The organism is Acinetobacter sp. V91_7, from assembly GCF_031799075.1.
Classification (GTDB): domain Bacteria; phylum Pseudomonadota; class Gammaproteobacteria; order Pseudomonadales; family Moraxellaceae; genus Acinetobacter; species Acinetobacter calcoaceticus.
Genome location: NZ_JAVQNT010000035.1, coordinates 106,498 through 122,871, shown reverse-complemented (window position 1 = coordinate 122,871; position 16,374 = coordinate 106,498). Strand labels below are relative to the sequence as shown.

Genomic DNA, 16,374 nt, shown 5'->3' with positions numbered 1-16,374 from the left:
CTTACCGCTGAAGGTGTCATATTTAATTCGACTGCTGCCAAACGGAAATTACGGTGGAATGCGGCCACTAAAAATATGGTCAAGGCAAACATTTCACCACTTTTTAATTGATGAGTAAATTTCATCTTTCTATGCAATTTTATGAGATTGTTCTCAATAATATTCTACTTTTAGAATCAAAGTACATCATTAATAATGAGTAACGATCATGTCGAAACATGGTAACTACACTAAAGAAAAAGTATCTTTTGATTCTCATGGTGATCAAGTCGTTGGTGATATTTATAAACCTCTTGGTAACGGACCATTCCCTACAGTAATTATCTTAGGTCCTTATTCTTTTCAAAAAGAACAAGCACCCACACAATATGCAACAAGAATGGCTGATGAAGGTTATTTGGCTCTAGCCTTTGATCCACGAACTGTGGGTGAAAGCGGAGGAATCCCTCGTCGCCTTGAAAACCCAAAAATGAAGAATGAAGATGTTGTTTCAGCTATTGACTACATGTTCACGCGACCTGATGTAGATACAAGCAAGATTTACCTTTTGGGAGTCTGCCAAGGTGGGCCGGAAATGCTTGATATTGCATCCTATGAAGATCGGGTTCAAGCTGTTGTATCGGTTACAGGTTATTATCGTGATACCGAGACTGATTTATTTATGATAGCTGCGGGGGTAACTGAAAATCCTTTTGATACAGCCACCGCTCCTTCAATTGAAGAACGTGAAGCACTCCTACAAAAGCGACTAAAACGCGCTCAAGAAGCAAAAGATCTTTATGAAACAACAGGTGAAGTCATTTATCAACCTCTTGTCTCCCCCGATCTTGGCGATCGAATAAATGGTTCAAATGCAGGGCTGCCGGGACCTTTAGTATGGAGTTGGTATGGCCCATGGACATTAAAAGGTTGGGAAAACCAATATGCTGTCATGAGTGACCTTGATCATTTTTCTTACTCTACTGTAAACGGCGTTTCTAAACTGACAAAGCCAGCTCTTATCATTCATTCAGATACCTGTATGAACCCAGCCGCTGCTCGTAGACATTACGACTCTATTCCAACATCTGATAAAGCATTAATTTGGGAAAATGGTACAAATCACTTCCAGTATTATGAACAGCCAGACGTAGTAGACAGAACTGTAGGGCATGTTACAAACTGGTTTAATAGTCACATCAATTAGTTTAAAAGCACTTCTTCTGAAAAGTTAAACTTCAAAGCCGGATTTTGGCCATCAAGTCCGACTTTGACCCAATTTATTTATTCTTACTCTAGCCTATCCCCAAGTTTCTTTAATAATAGATTTAAATCTTCATCAGGAATGGTTAAGTTAAAATTTTCTTTAAAGCACTTTCTATAATCTTCAATGCTAATCAATGTTTTCTTATGAAGCCCAGTATTTGAATATTCCTTCATAATATTGTTATTTATAGTTTTTCTTTTACCTTCATGAATAACTGAAAACATTAAATTTTGAGTAAACAAAGATTGTGGTGAAGTAGAAATATACCAATTAGCTGTAATGATGTCAGACTGCGCAATTCTATGCTCTGGATTGAATGCATATACATTTATCCAAGTATCCTTTATATAAACCTGTAACATAAATTTCATTCCAAGAAGTGCTGACTCGGCAACCCCTGAATTGTGGACATCAACCAAACGGAATGATTCATAAGGAGTATTTTGAACTTCATTTATCTTACTCAGTGATAAAACACCGGTTGGGGTCATTCCTCCAAAGCCTGGATCAAATAAAAAAAGCTCATTATTTAAGTTAACGATTGTAAGTAGGTGTGTTTTTATAGGAGCATCTACATGTGTGCCTTGATAATAAACCCTTGCTAAAAGATTAAATGCTTCAAACCCTAATTCATTTAAAACATAGGTAGTTAACACATTTTGTTCAAGACAATACCCTTCTCTTTCGTCATCTAAAAGTTTTTTCGCGACTTGCTCAACATCTACCGATATACCATTTCCTAAAAATGCATCTAAATTGCCAAAAGGTATAGTTTCGAGATGTAAGTTTAGAATTTCTGAAAGATCATCAAATATTAAAGATACGTTTCTATGAAATCCAATTTTATTTAGATACTGTCGTGAGATAGATAAGCTAGAGTCCATATATTTTCCCAAACAAAAAAATAATAACTTATTAGTATAGCTTTACAATAATTTAACTCTGATGAAGTCCGTTTAAATTGAAAATTTAATTTTCAAAGTTACCCTCTCCCTGCCAGAGCTCCTTTTCAACTAACCAATTTGAAATCTTTAAAGCCAAGATGTCAGCTTGTTCAATTGGAATCATATGACCAGTATTATTAATCACCTCATGCTTTGCATATGGTAATTGATCTAATAATTCTATTGCTTCCTCATCAGAACGAAGTTGATCCTCACTACCAGAAATAATTAAGGTTGGACATATTATCTTGCCCATATCGTATGAACTTCTATCCAACATAGACTGTTTAACAAACTCGTCATAGCCTAATCTATTACCCATTCCCTGAATTCTTTTCACAAGATCTCGATTTTGAGCATTTGATGGATGAAGCGTTTTCGCAATAGAGATCGAACTCAGCCCACGGAAAGTTTCTTTAGAATTAAGTCGAATAGCAGTTAATTTTTGACTTTTTTGTTCCTCACTATCAGGGCGTAGTGAAGATGCTATTAAGATGAGTGCCTTAACTCTTTCAGGAAATTGTTCCGCTATAGATCTGGCAATATACCCCCCAAGTGAGAAACCAATCAGTACAAAGTTTTCAGGCACATTTTCAGCAATTTTTTGAGCAATTTCCTTTATTGTGCATCCTTCTTTTAAAGTAGCCCGAAATATTTTCCACTCTCTAGGCAAGGCATTTACCAATTCATCCCAGAGATACTCATCAAGCATAAAGCCAGGGATTAAAACAACAGAAAGAGATTTCTTATTCATAAATCAGCTAGCACCTTCTCCAATCATCTTCAAAGGTCATTTAAACATACCTCCATATCAGACATATACGCTAACTTCGTTGGTACACATCTGTATTTTTAAATCTTAAATTTAAAGTAAAAAATACCTAATTACTTGCATATTGAAGTTCCTCAAGGATCACGCGCTGGCGCGTTATGGCTTCTTAGGAGATACAGGTGATATTTTACTATAATAATATAGCTATGTTATTATAGATAAATGCCGTTTTAGGCTGCCAATTTATGTCATCAACCAGAGGCCATACATTGTGAATACTGCTCTGATCGCACTTGACTACATTTTAGATATTTCACATCCTGAAGGAAAAATTGCACGCTCAGCACAGCAAGTGCTGGAACGCAATGTCATCAGCCATGCCAATCGAGCATTGACGCTGGCACAACAGAAGGACTGGCTACGCATTCTGGTCAAGGTTGGCTTTGCCACTGGCTATGTTGACCAGCCCAAACACTCACGCATGTTTGGCCAAGTAGATAAATTCGGTGCCCTAGCACTAGATCAGCCTGGCACAGCGTTTCATCCCGATCTGGCATCTGAATTGGGAGAATTAGTAATCATCAAACCACGTGTTAGTGCCTTTTATGGCACCAACCTTGATGCGGCGCTGCGAGCGCGAGGTATCGAGCGGTTGATTATCTGTGGTGTCAGCAGTACTTGGGCGGTACAAAGCACGGTCCGCGACGCGCATGATCGAGATTATCAAGTATTGGTACTAGAAGAGGCTTGTGCAGCTGCCACGCCAGAAGAGCATCAGATATCGATGGAGACACTTGCCCACATCGCCGAAATTGTCACTCTAGAAGATCTAAAGGGTCGTTGATGCATCAGATGCTATCAGCATTAACATCAGAAATTGATCTGCAGTCGTTAAAACGTGCGGCGTGGGTGTTAGCGCCTTTACTAGCACTCACATTACTGACGGGCGACACCAATTGGTTGAAAGCTTCTATCCTGACCATTTCACTATTCATCACTTATGAAAGAGCCGAGTTAGCGCCGCTCGGTGTAGCATGCCAAGCCCTAGCCTTTCTGCTAGTCTTTCTAGCGTTATTGTTCGCCATGAGCCAACCCGTCATTTTTGTACTGGTCTGTGCACTGGCCGCCGCTGCGGCGGTGGGAGTGTCTGCTTATGGCGGCAAGCTGAGGTCTCTTGGAAACTTCACCTTTATTCCTGCGCTCTATCTAGCATGTGAGACTGCGGAAGGAATCGCCCCAGCTCAATACTCCCAGCATGCTCTTGTGCTATTGCCCTTTCTGATGGTTGCTGTGCTGCCGGTGTCAGTGATCTCACTTGTTGAACATATACAAACTAGCCACCGTTTGCGTCATATATTTAGGTTGCATCGTACCGGTAATCTCGGCACGCGAGCTATATATGGCGAAGCTGTGGTGGCTGTGTGCCTCGCAGTGGCGTTAGCTGCAGCAATTGTCGAGTGGCGCCAACTGGATTATGGTCAATGGGTGATCTGGTCAGCCGCCAGCGTAGTAACCGGTGACATGGCAACAGCACGCCAGAAGTTGTATCAACGTGGAGCGGGAGCCTTGGTTGGCGTACCGCTTGGCATGCTGCTAGGCTATGCTATGCCACACAGCCTGCTGATGTATGAGCTTTTAACCATTACCGCTATGCTCACATTGGTGTCTTTCTCACACTATATACTGGGCTTCGGTGCTCGCTGTGCCTGCATCGCCAGTGCGATGATAGTAGTTGGCCAAACTCCCGATATTGCCGCAGAACGGGTGCTCAATGTGTTACTGGGAGGAGGCATCGGTCTGCTGTTCGTTTTTTTGCTGCATGTCGTCATTGCTTTCAAAACTCGCGCTCATAAATAACGCTAAACTCTCGGTTTTACCAATTTAAGTTGACCACACAATCCCGTGGTGCAAAAATATGAATAGATATCGTTATTTATAAATAAAGATGAAGAAGAATCCTGAAGAAATAACACAGTTACGTACGCAGTTGATGTCCTTGGTCCGACGTATGCGGCGCGAAGCACGCAGTGACGAAAAATCTTGGGCCCAGCTGCTTCTGCTCGGTGCCATCGATCGCCATGGCGGGATGGCAACCCCTTCGGTGCTGGCTGAATCTGAAGGTATGCGTTCTTCCAATCTGGCCGCTGCGCTACGTACTCTAGAAACCGATGGTCTGCTGAAACGTATACCTGATGCTGAGGATCGACGTAAGATCAGGGTAGTATTAACTCAAGAAGGCTTAAGCCTACTACATGAAAGCCGGGCACGACGTGAAACCTGGCTCTCTAATGCAATGGAACAATGTCTCACCGCCGAAGAGCAGACATTGTTAATCGCAGCAGGGCATTTAATGGCACGCATTGCCAACTCACCTTCACTGAAAGAGAATTCTTATTAACTCTATAAATTGTGCATTCTTTTAGCAGAATGCACATTAAACTATCTTTTTAAATATCCACCCAATTTGCATGAAAACCTAAAGGCACTCGTACAGGTAAATCAATAGTAGCTTGGGGTTCTTTCCCAATTTTTTTGGAATCGAGTATTACTACTTTACTTGGCTTTATCCCGTCTAAAGCATGGATATACGAAATTAACCAACCATCACCCTCTTCACTCTCAGATTGTTTTGGTAAAAAAATCACTTCGCCAGTAAAATAATCATCACCATATGAATGCTTATAGGATTCACCTTTAAGTAAATCATGAACCAATAAATTATTTGCTTTTAAATTAATATTATCTACTGGCTCACCTTCATTTCCAACAGAAATTGAATAAGCAAAGCGATAGGGTTTCCCAACAAAACGTTCATCTAGACGAGGGAACTCTTGAGGAATTTTTGAAATTACTTCCCGTTTTAGAGTTTGAGTACCAAATTGCAGAGTCCATCTTTCAAACTGGATGAACTGTTTATCTACTGGCCCCTGAATAGACTCTGTAAAAGTCTTGGTGTGAACGCAAGCATCAAAAATGATATCGCCATTTTCAAGATCGTATGCATTAAATGAATGAAAAATAATACATGGATCTACATCAAACCATTTTATATCCTGTGCATCACCATTTTTTGGTAAGACACCTATTCGCGCAGGGTGCTTTTCATTCCATGAATAGGGCAATTGCATCCCTTGTAACATTCTCTCGATTGAAAAAGTTACAGGGAAATCCAGAACTAGCATTTTAGTTTTTGTCATACCGCAATCATGCATCATTGGCCCATGCTTAACAGGGATACTGACCCGCTTCTTAACTTGGCCCGATTGATCAATCACCTGATAATAGACTTGCATTGGCAGTAAAGCATCATAGCAAATCGCATGTAACTCTCCCGTATCTGGGTCAACATGAGGATGAGCTGTAAAAGGATAATTATCTTTACTGTTAAATAATCCATATTTAAGACTATTTAATTCATTGTCTAAAGCGACTGGAAACGGACCCGATTCTGTTATTGTCCAGATCTTTCCTGCATGACCAATAATATTCGTATTTGCAACATCAACTGGACCTCGAGGCTCACCTTTTATTTTCTCTCGCCCTAATTTTTTATGTATGTGATGCGTCCCTACATATCGATTTTTATACCATAATACTTGACCATCTTTTAACCTTAGACCATGTACCATCCCATCGCCCATAAACCAATTATAGTTTGCAGGGTTTTCAACTTCTAATGGATTTGGACCCATTCTTAACAAAATGCCATTTAATGAAGATGGTATTTCTCCATGCACAACCAAATCACTTGAAAAAACCTCTTCAGTAACTGGCGCAAAGGGACCTACAAGAAAAGGATTATCTGGGCTATAGGGAACTCGGCTTTGATGGAAACTCAGAAACTTCCCTACTACGGAAGAAACCAGCTTATTGTTAACAATTTCATTACGGATACTTGTCCTGTTCATTCGATTACATCCTACCTGTTGATTAATTTTTTGTATAATTCCAGTATGTATCAACAAATGTATACACTGTATACATAATTAAAACTACACGAGGATGTGTATAGTGTCAACATTGAACACAAATCCAACTTCTACCTATCATCATGGTAATTTAAGAGAAGCTTTACTTATTAATGGCTTACAATTATTAGAGTCTACTCAAGGCGTTGATTTTAGTATGCGAGAACTGACCCGCATGATTGGAGTCTCACCCAATGCGGTTTACAGACATTTTGCAAATAAGGAAGAACTACTGACCGCTTTAGCCATATATGGCTTTGAACAATTAATAGAAGCTCAGGCGTATGCTATTCATAATGCAACTCACCCCAAAGATGGTTTTTTAAACTCGGGGAAAGAATACATATATTTTGCTATTAAAAATCCATCATTATTTAGACTGATGTATAGCCAGTTTACTGTCGCTCAAGATGATGAAAAATTAAAATCTATGACAAATTTATTCTATACAGGAATGTTGTACGCAGCGGCAACAGCATTTGATGCCCCCGTCGATGCTGCCCAGAGTCAAACCATGGCAAGATTAGCTTGGGGAATGGTTCATGGTCTAAGCTATTTAATTATTGATGGACAATTTAGTCATTTGAATAATGAAGAACTCGATCTCATGATCAATAATGTGCTAAAAACAGCAATAGCTGTATCAGGAAACTAGCGGCTTTTAAGTTCACAAAACAGCAAAATATGATGAATCAATGTTTTCCTATCCTTATACGAAAACCATGAGGACTTGCATCCGTAATTTTAATTGTATAAAGATATTTAAGCTGTTTTTCATCTTTCCTCATATCAATTTTAACTACCCCATCAGCCTTCGCGCCAACTATATCAACTTTATAAGTGTAAAGTGGGCGTTTAGGGATAGAATAATGGTCCGATCCAAAACTACTGATACTATAACTTTTAATTTCTCCAAATTTCTCATTTATCGTTTTATCTGCATATATCACTGATTCAACTCTTTGAATATTTCCCTTATTATTAATAATGAAATATGCCCCACCAAAAATAAGAAAAATTACAGTTAATAAAGCGATGTTTCGTTTTTTCTTCAAATCTTTAAATTCTATAAACATGTTGTTTTGTCAATTTTTAGGAAAAAATATTCTATCAAACTTCAATTATTTATATTAATTTTAATCCAAATAACCTTTAAATCTTTACTTAATTCTTATTAGGACTTGAAAGCTGACTTTATTTTTCATAAATTTCACCCATTAAAAAACCCTCCATTAGAGGGTTTGGGTCAAAGCTAATTAAGTAAATTTACAATATTGCTCCATCCCATTTTATGAGCCAAATCTAAAGGAGTCATTGATTGGTTATTCACTTCTAACTTATTAGTATTCAACCTTAACAGTTCTTGAACAAATAAATAATTACCCGCTATAACTTCACGATGTAATAATTGATTACCACTTTCATCTTTTTCAGTAATAATTGTAGGGTCTGTATTTGTAATATTTATGAACTGATCCAAAATACTCTTACACATGGGATGTTCGTCTAGATTTTCGGGACAATTTTTCTGATCATAAACTAGAAAAATTTCATCAGGATTGCCAAAATCAATCCCCCACGCCTCATCATATTCTTTACGATTTACTGCATCTAAAGTTTTACGATATTCTTGAATCGTAAACCCACCATGAACAGTGCCATTAGATAAAAACATCCAATCAACTATGGACTCAAATTGAAGCCTTACAGTCTCACCAGCTTGCACATTATCAATAATATAAGGTTCGTTTAACAAAGTTCCTGAAATTGTACTCCCATCAAAATCAACTTGATCAATCCACATATACTCAATCAAAGGTTGATTTTTATCCTCAGGGTTTTCTTGGATAAATACACATTTCACATAAGCCAGCTCTAGGGCAGGAACAATTCGTCGATATTCCCAATAGAGTTCACGCCAAAAATATTTAAATGTACTTATAGCTTTCTCAAAAGCTAAAATCATTTCCGGAGATTCATTCTTATGCAATTTATTCATATAATCCAAATAACAGTTAATTAATATTAAACTTGCTTATATTAACACTATGATAAATTTAAATATCTTGAAATTTCTCCACTATGAACACGAATGTTCAAAAAAGAGCACCCGCCAAAACCAAATCAAAGCAGGCGTCGTGGGCTGTAAGAAATTCGGCAAATTAAAATCAACTATTAAAAAACCCACCGAAGTGAGTCATGTTTATTCTATATAATAGCTGTTGCCATCGGAACTGTTGAAAACCAAATTTAAAGTAGGGTAAATGCATTCACCTTTTAACAAAATATATTCAACTTTGGGTCTCTGAACTCTAGATGAATGATTGATTTTATTAGTATTTACTTCTGTATAGTTTGCCTGCGCTCTTTTTTCTTTACCTTGGAAATCAATAATTGTAATGTCTTTTAGCATTAATATACTCCAATTTAATCATACATATTATGCCCAACAATATTTTTATACTACCAATATTTTGTAGGCAACTAGATTGAATTAATTTTTAAAACTTTATTAATCCCATACCTTGAGAAAATTTATATATGTGTGCTTTATGTACCCCTACTTGAAAGTTGGATAACGTAATTTCAAAATTTAAAGGATAAGACTCAACAGGTTATATATAATTGATTTTATTTATGAAATAAGTCGTCGAGATAAAGATATTTTCTAGGACAAATCAACACACATAAGTCTTAAAACTACCGCAATGTAAAGGCTTTTAAAGCGTACTATGAATTCTCCCTAGTGAAGATAAGAAGATAAAAATGTCGGGGTTTAAAAGTTTTTCTCAAAATACAACTAACCACGCCAATATCATCAAAGCTAAAGTGAATAAGCATTCTGCAGCAACACCACCTACTGAAACTCAGCCTTCACAAGTTCCTGGCACCGTAAAAGATCTGCCTGAGAATAATGAACAACCTGATCCTAATAACAAATAATTTCTTATTAACAGTGCCTTGGAAGTTGTTTTTGAGGCTCTGCTACTATAAAGAATAAATTAGTGCACTGATTTATTATATTATTAACTACTTTTATCAATTTGATTTGTTTAGTTATTTAAGAAATTACAACCATTCATCCCAGAAAATTGATATGACTAGTCTCTCAGATATGAGGGGCTTTTTTAATTGTTTTTTCACTTAACTAGTATTTAGCCGACTCACCCTAGATAGATTAAGCCCGTCAAAATTGGCGGGCTTATTTTTTAATACCGAATTATGAAAGATATGGATGTTTTTGCGCCAAGTAATCATTCGCTATTTTTGTTGTCTCAGCATAGGTCAACTCCGCACAAAGCCAAAAGCGATAAGTGTTTTCACCAATAATATAGCTCTGGCGGTTGTATGTTGATTCTTTACTTGTATCTATTTCACTAGCCTTAAAAAACGTTCCTTCACGGTTATTAACAACTTCACCGTCTAAATCACCACCAATGCAAATGAACATTGTACTAATCCATATAATTATAAAGATCAGCTTAACACACAAAGTAAAAAGCCCCGCCAATAATCGATATTTAGCGAGGCTTTCTCTGCAAAAACATGTTCAACTAATTTAAATATTTCAGTACTGGTACTTATAGTTAAGATATAGGACATAGAAGACTTAGATTATTCCCATTAAAAAAAGAGCCTTTCGGCTCTTAAAAATCTAATTTTTTACTTTCTTGAGACTGTCGGTAAGCAACAATTATCTTCTCTTCAATTTGTAAATTTTCTAAAGTAAAATCATCTTCAATAGATCGTAGTTTGGAGTCTGTAGGAGCTGATGTACTATGTGAGGGCAAATGCTTTGGAATAGTTATCAATTGGGTTCTTTGGCTTATATACTTTTCAAGAGCAGCATCCAAATCGGTTTTCTCAAAAAATATATAATCAATATTTAAAGAGTTCACTGTAATGACTTCACAACCATAAAAATTATTAAAGTCTTTGCTTAAATCGGTGTTTGGGTCATGCAAGATATCTTCGTAAGTCTGTAAACTGATAAACAGTAAATCAGGATTCCTATCATAACGATCATGATAGCTTGTCCTGCCCTGAACTAAATCAATTCTAATCGTCATAATAATTACTCAAAATGTTGAATCTCAAATATACCAAATAAAAAATTAAAAGCCCCACCAATAATCGATATTTAGCAGAACTTAATATACAGACTATTCTGCATTCAACTGTATCCCAAAAAAATGCTATCGCATTTATGAAATTTAATTGAATACTTTGATTCTATTTATCAACTTAACTACAGTTTGAATAGATGATCTTCGATTCGTTATCAATCACAATACTCAGCCGATCATGAACTAAATTTGATCTAACAGGTTCACCTTTACGAGAAATCCGCACAACACCTGCATTAGTTATTTTCTTTAACTCTGCCTCACTAGGAACAGACTGTCCTATAAGCTTTTGAGCCTCATTAGGATTGCAATAAGTATCTTTAGGCTTTACTTCTAATGGGGTTTCTTTAGGTTCATTGGTTGCACACCCAATCACACCAAAAATAATTAAGCAATTTAATAGAATTTTTTTCATAACCTACCCTTGGGATTCATTTCTATATTTAATACTCTTGTTTATTTACATCCAATTTCAGATATTCAGCTCAAAAAAATCAGCATTTAAGAAATTTTTATTCAGTAAAAAGTACTATGTACTGTTTTTTAGTTCAAATTGTCCTACAATTATCTTTAAGTCTTACTTTATAACAAAAATCTATTACAGGGATGGAATAACTATGACAAATACCAATGATGGCGAACCTATATCGCCTCAATATAGCTTGCGCTTACCTATAGAACTTCGCGAAAAACTTACAAATGCAGCAAAGAACAACTCCCACTCACTAAACAAAGAGATAATTACAAGACTTGAACAATCATTAATTTTAGAAAAGTGCCCTGAGTGTGTTAAGTACTTACAGACAGTGAAGAACCATGAAAAAATATTTGAAGAGCAATATAAAATGTTTGAGGAGTTAAATAAAAGAGATACAGAATAAAAGTATGAAAATACGTTTATGCTAAAAATGGTAATCTTCAAAAATTAAGGTGTCAATGTGAAATTGGCTAGAAATTATTTAATTAATTATTGTTTTTCATTTAATTACACAATTAAGAAAAACCTTAAATATTGGCTTAACAATTTGCTTTTATAACTGCACACTAAAGCTTTCTTTTTATTGTGACTACGCTGACTCGGCCATAAATATTTTAATTTTTGAGACTAAAAAAGGAGGTACTAGCCTCCTTTTTTTAATTCAAACTATAAACATCTGGCGGTAGTTAAATATCTTTATCTGCAAGATATTAAGTTCGTTTTAGGTGATTGTTGATATTTGTGCCATCTCTTTCTTTTCTAGACGATTTAGCAATGCGCCAAAGATTGCTGCAACAATATACATAAATAATGAATAAACTGCTGCTGGCATAGCGGCCGTACTGCTTGCCATTACTGTAAATGCAATGGTCATGGCTAAGGTACTGTTATGAATCCCAATTTCAAACGCACAAGCTTTTGCCTGAAAGCTATTTACACCAAATAATCGTGGAACAAAATAGCCAACCATTAAACTACATACGCAGAACAGCAAAGTTGCCAATCCAATTTGCCCAATATAAGTCATCAGATTTTGGTAATCCCGCGCAATTGCCAATATGATGATGGATACGAGAAAAACGATAGCAAAAATACGGACTGGTTTATTGAGCTTTTCAGCCATATGCGGTGAAAAATGACGGACTAACATCCCAATACCCACAGGTACTAAAATAATGAGAAAAACTTGTATGATTTTAGAGAATTGCAAACCTACGTTTTGTCCATTTTCCATAAAGTGTTGTATTGCAAAATTCACAATTAATGGAAGTGTAAAGGCAGCAATCACCGAATTTATAGCCGTTAAAGTAATATTTAAAGCGATATCACCTTTATAGAGATAACTAAATAAATTAGCAGTTGGCCCGCCCGGTGAGGCAGAAAGTAGCATTAATCCCACAGCGAGCAATGGTGGTAAAGCAAGAACCTTACAAATAATAAAGGCAATACTGACTAAAATAACCAGTTGGCAAAATAATGCGATAAAGACTGCTTTAGGGTGTTGTCGTACACGTTTGAAGTCATTTACGGTCAGCTCTAGACCTAAACCAGCCATAATAATTGCAAGTGCAATTGGTAAAAATACGGTAATTAATCCTGAACCCATAATCTCATTCCTTTTTTTCCATTTATTGATTGACCTTCTAGTCCCATACGCTTATGTTTTTAATTAAAAAATTAAAAATTCTTATTAAACCTTTAGTTCTTTTCTTAAAATTTTACCCACATTCGACTTGGGTAATTCATTAATAAATTGAATATAGCGTGGTTGTTTGTAGCCTGTCAGGTTTTCTTTTGCATAGGTCTGGATTTCTTCAACCGATAAAGAGTCATCTTTTTTTACAATAAAGGCTTTAGGCACTTCACCCGATTTTTCATCTGCAATGCCAACCACGGCGACTTCCAAAATTTTTGGATGTTGAGCTAAAACTTCTTCAATTTCGTTTGGAAAAACATTAAAACCTGAAACTAAAATCATGTCTTTTTTACGGTCAATGATTTTGGTATAGCCTTTTTCATTCATGAAACCAATATCACCGGTTCTAAAGAAACCATCATCCGTCATGACCGCTTTAGTTTCTTCAGGCAAATTCCAGTAACCTTTCATGACCTGCGGGCCACGAATTGCAATTTCTCCAGTTTCACCGGGTGCTAATTGATTACCTTCATCATCCAAAATAGCAATATCCGTGCTCGGTACAGGAATACCGATCGTGCCACTAAACAGATTAGAGATTGGCGGGTTAAAGGTAGCAACTGGTGAGGTTTCTGATAAGCCATATCCTTCACGGATAATACGCCCTGTCAGTTTTTCCCATCCATCGGCGGTGGATTTTAAAATTGCCATACCGCCGCCTGTGGTAATTTCCAAACGGCTATGGTCCAATTTATTAAAGCCTTCATGATTAAGCAGCGCATTAAATAAAGTATTTACAGCAGGAAAAACTGTAGGGCGATATTTTTCAAAACAATGCACGAGAGCGTCTAAATCACGCGGATTTGGAACTAAAACAGTGGCATAACCTTTATTCATTGCGCTGTGCAATAAACACACAGTAAAACCAAAAATATGATAAAGCGGTAAAGCACAGATCGCTATTTCATCTTCAAGAGCATCTCGGTCACCAAAGTAACTTTTAAAAACCACATTATTTTGTAATAAATTGGCGACAATATTTTTATGGGTTAATTCCGCACCTTTTGATACACCTGTTGTTCCACCCGTATATTGCAAAAGCACAGTATCATCAAGAACAAGTTCAGGGCGTATATAGTCTTGGGCATTTACCTTTAATAAGATTTGCTTAAAACTATAGTTTTTTGAATCTGATGTGTCTAATTCAGCAGGTTGTTCGACTAACATTTCAGTCATTGTGGTGGTAATAATCTGCTCAACCGACACCTGCTCTTTGACAGCCTCATAAACAGGTAAAAACTGTTCCAATATAAATAAGACTTTTGCGCCTGCATCATTTAATTGATGCTTTAATTCACGTGCGGTATAGAGTGGATTAATATTGACCAGAATGTAACCTGCGCGAATCACGGCAAGTGAAATAATCGGGTATTGAATAATATTGGGCATCATTACAGCAACACGTGTACCTTTTTCTAGCCCTAAACTTTGTAAGAATGTTGCTACTTGTCGGCTATATAAATCGATTTCAGCATAAGAAAAAGATTTATCTGCAAATATGAACGCATTTCTTTGCTGGAACTTATTAAAACTGTTGTCCCAAAAATCGAGAAGTGAAGTTTGCTCATCTGGCAATGTAATCGTACTTTCAATATTCCATTGCTTATATTCATCTAACCAGATCTGATCTGTCATCTTATCGTCCTTTATGATAGAGAGGAATTTCGATTTTCTTCTGTGTCATCTATGTCATTATTGTTAAGTTAAAATTTATAACCAATTTTCAAACCATAACCAATTGAATAGTTATTTTTATATTCACCGACATAATATTCACTTCCTGCCTGAGCGCCAAGCTGGCCTTTGGCATCACCGAGCCATAGATACTTCATTCCACCTGAAATAAAGTATTTTGAAGTTGGACTATATTGCGCACCAAAACCAACATTGTAATAACCTTTCGCTGGCCCGCCTGTGGACACACGTTCTCCTGCACCCGAATCCCAACCAACAGAAACTGAACCTGACCATTTATCACTTAGACGTTGCCCAATTCCAAGATTGGCAGACCATTGATCGTCATAATAGCGAACCAGATTAAAACCATTTGGACGACTTGGTGTTGATAGAACCCCAACAACTTCTGAGATTTCGCCAAAACGATACGGTTTAAACTCAAAATCATTCCAGTTAACCCAACGCACGTTACCAAACAATAAAGTGCCTTTGCGTAATCCGGTCTGAAATTCCAAATTCACTGACTCTGGTGCTCTAAATTTAGTTGGACCTGACGTTCCTGCATCTGGTAAGCCCGCAACAATACGATCGAGTGCTTCTTTACGTGATTCAGTGAGTTGCCCAATAGAAACCATATACGCCAAATGCTGATCAAGAAAATCACGACCTTGTTGCGTACTTAACATATCAACCATAGGCGCATTTTCATTGGCAGTCACTTCATGCAGAATTTCTGAACGATAAGTCAATGAGGCTTTAATAGCTTTTTCGGGAATTTGATAACCAAATCCTGCCAACCATCCCCAATCTCCAACTTCTTTGGCATCAAAGTCATAACCATTATATAAACTGAAAACTTGACCTCTTAAATTGACGTTACTTTTAAAAGTTTGATAAACAGGACCTGCATAAAAATTCCAGTTTTTATTCGGTTGATAACTAAAAATCAGACTAAAATTTTGCATAACAAAATTCGATTTGGTGTTCCCTGTTACGACTTCTCCACCTGTCTTTTGGGCAAGTGTTGCAGAATTAATGCCTGGTACTAAAACCGTATCGTTCGGGGTAGCAACAAAGCTGTTCTTTCCATAATATTCTGAGTCGGATGTAAATGGCTGATCATAAAGAAAGCCAAATGAAAACTGCGGTGCTAACTGTAATTTCAAAGCTGCACTGGGGCGATAATCAGAATTTGCAATATCAGAAATAGCATTACGCGTTGGGTTCGTACCCGCTTCTTGTCCTTCTAACGAAGTGTCTGAAACAGATAAACTTGCCTCAAAATAATTATCAGGTTGTAGAAATGCAGAAATTGATTGTCCTGTTCGATCAAATGCTGCTGCATAGAGTGGGCTCGTACAAAATGAAGCCATTACCATGACTAAAGTTTTCTTTTCCATCTTTTAATCCGTCCTAGATTTTTTATTTTTACTTATTAGAGCGCTCTTATACCGAACGCCCGAAGT

The 16,374-nt window shown here is 36.8% G+C and carries 19 protein-coding genes; 7 read left to right on the top strand and 12 right to left on the bottom strand.

The features are described from left to right. Positions 1–208 precede the first annotated feature (208 nt). A complete protein-coding gene (locus RMB03_RS11070; RefSeq protein ID WP_045431736.1) occupies positions 209–1,186 on the top strand; it encodes an alpha/beta hydrolase in 978 nt (325 codons plus the stop codon). A gap of 83 nt (positions 1,187–1,269) precedes the next feature. On the opposite strand, the gene RMB03_RS11065 is transcribed toward RMB03_RS11070, so the two are convergent. Continuing rightward, the gene (locus RMB03_RS11065) at positions 1,270–2,130 is read right to left on the bottom strand and encodes an arylamine N-acetyltransferase (protein ID WP_311076130.1); all 861 of its coding nucleotides are present in this window, start codon (positions 2,128–2,130) and stop codon (positions 1,270–1,272) included. An 85-nt stretch (positions 2,131–2,215) separates the two neighbouring features. Beyond that, on the bottom strand, positions 2,216–2,944 hold the full coding sequence (locus tag RMB03_RS11060; protein ID WP_311076128.1) for an alpha/beta hydrolase: 729 nt from the start codon (positions 2,942–2,944) through the stop codon (positions 2,216–2,218). A 289-nt stretch (positions 2,945–3,233) separates the two neighbouring features. Between RMB03_RS11060 and RMB03_RS11055 the strand changes: the two genes are divergently transcribed. From RMB03_RS11055 to RMB03_RS11045, 3 genes are all read left to right on the top strand, one after another. After that, a complete protein-coding gene (locus RMB03_RS11055) occupies positions 3,234–3,806 on the top strand; it encodes an isochorismatase family cysteine hydrolase (RefSeq protein ID WP_281831216.1) in 573 nt (190 codons plus the stop codon). Next, positions 3,806–4,819 carry an FUSC family protein gene (locus RMB03_RS11050; RefSeq protein ID WP_311076113.1) on the top strand — a complete coding sequence of 338 codons (1,014 nt, stop codon included), beginning with the start codon at positions 3,806–3,808 and terminating at the stop codon, positions 4,817–4,819. The genes RMB03_RS11055 and RMB03_RS11050 overlap by 1 nt, the downstream gene beginning before the upstream one ends. Before the next feature lie 88 nt (positions 4,820–4,907). Continuing rightward, positions 4,908–5,360, top strand: a complete 453-nt coding sequence (locus RMB03_RS11045; RefSeq protein WP_281831219.1) for a MarR family winged helix-turn-helix transcriptional regulator — start codon at positions 4,908–4,910, stop codon at positions 5,358–5,360. Positions 5,361–5,409: 49 nt separating this feature from the next. Here RMB03_RS11045 and RMB03_RS11040 read toward each other — a convergent pair whose 3' ends face one another. After that, on the bottom strand, positions 5,410–6,870 hold the full coding sequence (locus RMB03_RS11040) for a carotenoid oxygenase family protein (protein WP_311076109.1): 1,461 nt from the start codon (positions 6,868–6,870) through the stop codon (positions 5,410–5,412). 103 nt (positions 6,871–6,973) lie between these two features. Between RMB03_RS11040 and RMB03_RS11035 the strand changes: the two genes are divergently transcribed. Next, a complete protein-coding gene (locus RMB03_RS11035; RefSeq protein ID WP_311076108.1) occupies positions 6,974–7,585 on the top strand; it encodes a TetR/AcrR family transcriptional regulator in 612 nt (203 codons plus the stop codon). A 37-nt stretch (positions 7,586–7,622) separates the two neighbouring features. Here RMB03_RS11035 and RMB03_RS11030 read toward each other — a convergent pair whose 3' ends face one another. The 3 genes from RMB03_RS11030 to RMB03_RS11020 form a co-directional block, all read right to left on the bottom strand. Next, a complete protein-coding gene (locus RMB03_RS11030) occupies positions 7,623–8,006 on the bottom strand; it encodes a hypothetical protein (RefSeq protein WP_311076106.1) in 384 nt (127 codons plus the stop codon). A 176-nt stretch (positions 8,007–8,182) separates the two neighbouring features. Next, complete coding sequence (locus RMB03_RS11025; RefSeq protein WP_311076136.1) at positions 8,183–8,896, bottom strand: DUF2314 domain-containing protein; 714 nt, start codon at positions 8,894–8,896, stop codon at positions 8,183–8,185. Between the two features lie 237 nt (positions 8,897–9,133). After that, on the bottom strand, positions 9,134–9,343 hold the full coding sequence (locus RMB03_RS11020; protein ID WP_004643165.1) for a hypothetical protein: 210 nt from the start codon (positions 9,341–9,343) through the stop codon (positions 9,134–9,136). Positions 9,344–9,696: 353 nt separating this feature from the next. On the opposite strand from RMB03_RS11020, the gene RMB03_RS11015 reads away from it, so the two are divergent. Next, positions 9,697–9,873 (top strand): hypothetical protein, encoded by a 177-nt coding sequence (locus RMB03_RS11015; RefSeq protein ID WP_003652272.1) that lies wholly within the window; start codon positions 9,697–9,699, stop codon positions 9,871–9,873. A gap of 277 nt (positions 9,874–10,150) precedes the next feature. Here RMB03_RS11015 and RMB03_RS11010 read toward each other — a convergent pair whose 3' ends face one another. The 3 genes from RMB03_RS11010 to RMB03_RS11000 form a co-directional block, all read right to left on the bottom strand. After that, positions 10,151–10,381: a hypothetical protein gene (locus RMB03_RS11010; RefSeq protein WP_005040408.1), complete on the bottom strand. Its 231-nt coding sequence runs from the start codon at positions 10,379–10,381 to the stop codon at positions 10,151–10,153. Positions 10,382–10,577: 196 nt separating this feature from the next. After that, complete coding sequence (locus RMB03_RS11005; protein WP_005040396.1) at positions 10,578–11,000, bottom strand: hypothetical protein; 423 nt, start codon at positions 10,998–11,000, stop codon at positions 10,578–10,580. Between the two features lie 175 nt (positions 11,001–11,175). Beyond that, positions 11,176–11,472 (bottom strand): hypothetical protein, encoded by a 297-nt coding sequence (locus tag RMB03_RS11000; RefSeq protein WP_311076101.1) that lies wholly within the window; start codon positions 11,470–11,472, stop codon positions 11,176–11,178. Between the two features lie 202 nt (positions 11,473–11,674). On the opposite strand from RMB03_RS11000, the gene RMB03_RS10995 reads away from it, so the two are divergent. Beyond that, positions 11,675–11,938, top strand: coding sequence for an Arc family DNA-binding protein (locus RMB03_RS10995; RefSeq protein WP_311076099.1), 264 nt, complete (start codon positions 11,675–11,677; stop codon positions 11,936–11,938). A 318-nt stretch (positions 11,939–12,256) separates the two neighbouring features. On the opposite strand, the gene RMB03_RS10990 is transcribed toward RMB03_RS10995, so the two are convergent. From RMB03_RS10990 to RMB03_RS10980, 3 genes are all read right to left on the bottom strand, one after another. Next, the gene (locus tag RMB03_RS10990) at positions 12,257–13,141 is read right to left on the bottom strand and encodes a bile acid:sodium symporter family protein (RefSeq protein ID WP_311076097.1); all 885 of its coding nucleotides are present in this window, start codon (positions 13,139–13,141) and stop codon (positions 12,257–12,259) included. Between the two features lie 84 nt (positions 13,142–13,225). Further along, entirely contained in the window at positions 13,226–14,866 is a 1,641-nt protein-coding gene (locus tag RMB03_RS10985) for an AMP-binding protein (protein ID WP_311076095.1), read from the bottom strand. A 68-nt stretch (positions 14,867–14,934) separates the two neighbouring features. Beyond that, the gene (locus tag RMB03_RS10980; protein WP_311076093.1) at positions 14,935–16,308 is read right to left on the bottom strand and encodes a long-chain fatty acid transporter; all 1,374 of its coding nucleotides are present in this window, start codon (positions 16,306–16,308) and stop codon (positions 14,935–14,937) included. Between the last annotated feature and the right edge of the window lie 66 nt (positions 16,309–16,374).

Bases quoted from the DNA above. Each gene is read 5' to 3' on its own strand.
- RMB03_RS10990 (WP_311076097.1), bottom strand. From the start codon at position 13,141: ATGGGTTCAGGATTAATTACCGTATTTTTACCAATTGCACTTGCAATT.
- RMB03_RS10980 (WP_311076093.1), bottom strand. From the start codon at position 16,308: ATGGAAAAGAAAACTTTAGTCATGGTAATGGCTTCATTTTGTACGAGC.
- RMB03_RS11050 (WP_311076113.1), top strand. From the start codon at position 3,806: ATGCATCAGATGCTATCAGCATTAACATCAGAAATTGATCTGCAGTCG.
- RMB03_RS11005 (WP_005040396.1), bottom strand. From the start codon at position 11,000: ATGACGATTAGAATTGATTTAGTTCAGGGCAGGACAAGCTATCATGAT.
- RMB03_RS11010 (WP_005040408.1), bottom strand. From the start codon at position 10,381: ATGTTCATTTGCATTGGTGGTGATTTAGACGGTGAAGTTGTTAATAAC.
- RMB03_RS11015 (WP_003652272.1), top strand. From the start codon at position 9,697: ATGTCGGGGTTTAAAAGTTTTTCTCAAAATACAACTAACCACGCCAAT.
- RMB03_RS11070 (WP_045431736.1), top strand. From the start codon at position 209: ATGTCGAAACATGGTAACTACACTAAAGAAAAAGTATCTTTTGATTCT.
- RMB03_RS10995 (WP_311076099.1), top strand. From the start codon at position 11,675: ATGACAAATACCAATGATGGCGAACCTATATCGCCTCAATATAGCTTG.
- RMB03_RS11060 (WP_311076128.1), bottom strand. From the start codon at position 2,944: ATGAATAAGAAATCTCTTTCTGTTGTTTTAATCCCTGGCTTTATGCTT.
- RMB03_RS11025 (WP_311076136.1), bottom strand. From the start codon at position 8,896: ATGATTTTAGCTTTTGAGAAAGCTATAAGTACATTTAAATATTTTTGG.
- RMB03_RS11030 (WP_311076106.1), bottom strand. From the start codon at position 8,006: ATGTTTATAGAATTTAAAGATTTGAAGAAAAAACGAAACATCGCTTTA.
- RMB03_RS11020 (WP_004643165.1), bottom strand. From the start codon at position 9,343: ATGCTAAAAGACATTACAATTATTGATTTCCAAGGTAAAGAAAAAAGA.
- RMB03_RS10985 (WP_311076095.1), bottom strand. From the start codon at position 14,866: ATGACAGATCAGATCTGGTTAGATGAATATAAGCAATGGAATATTGAA.
- RMB03_RS11040 (WP_311076109.1), bottom strand. From the start codon at position 6,870: ATGAACAGGACAAGTATCCGTAATGAAATTGTTAACAATAAGCTGGTT.
- RMB03_RS11065 (WP_311076130.1), bottom strand. From the start codon at position 2,130: ATGGACTCTAGCTTATCTATCTCACGACAGTATCTAAATAAAATTGGA.
- RMB03_RS11000 (WP_311076101.1), bottom strand. From the start codon at position 11,472: ATGAAAAAAATTCTATTAAATTGCTTAATTATTTTTGGTGTGATTGGG.
- RMB03_RS11045 (WP_281831219.1), top strand. From the start codon at position 4,908: ATGAAGAAGAATCCTGAAGAAATAACACAGTTACGTACGCAGTTGATG.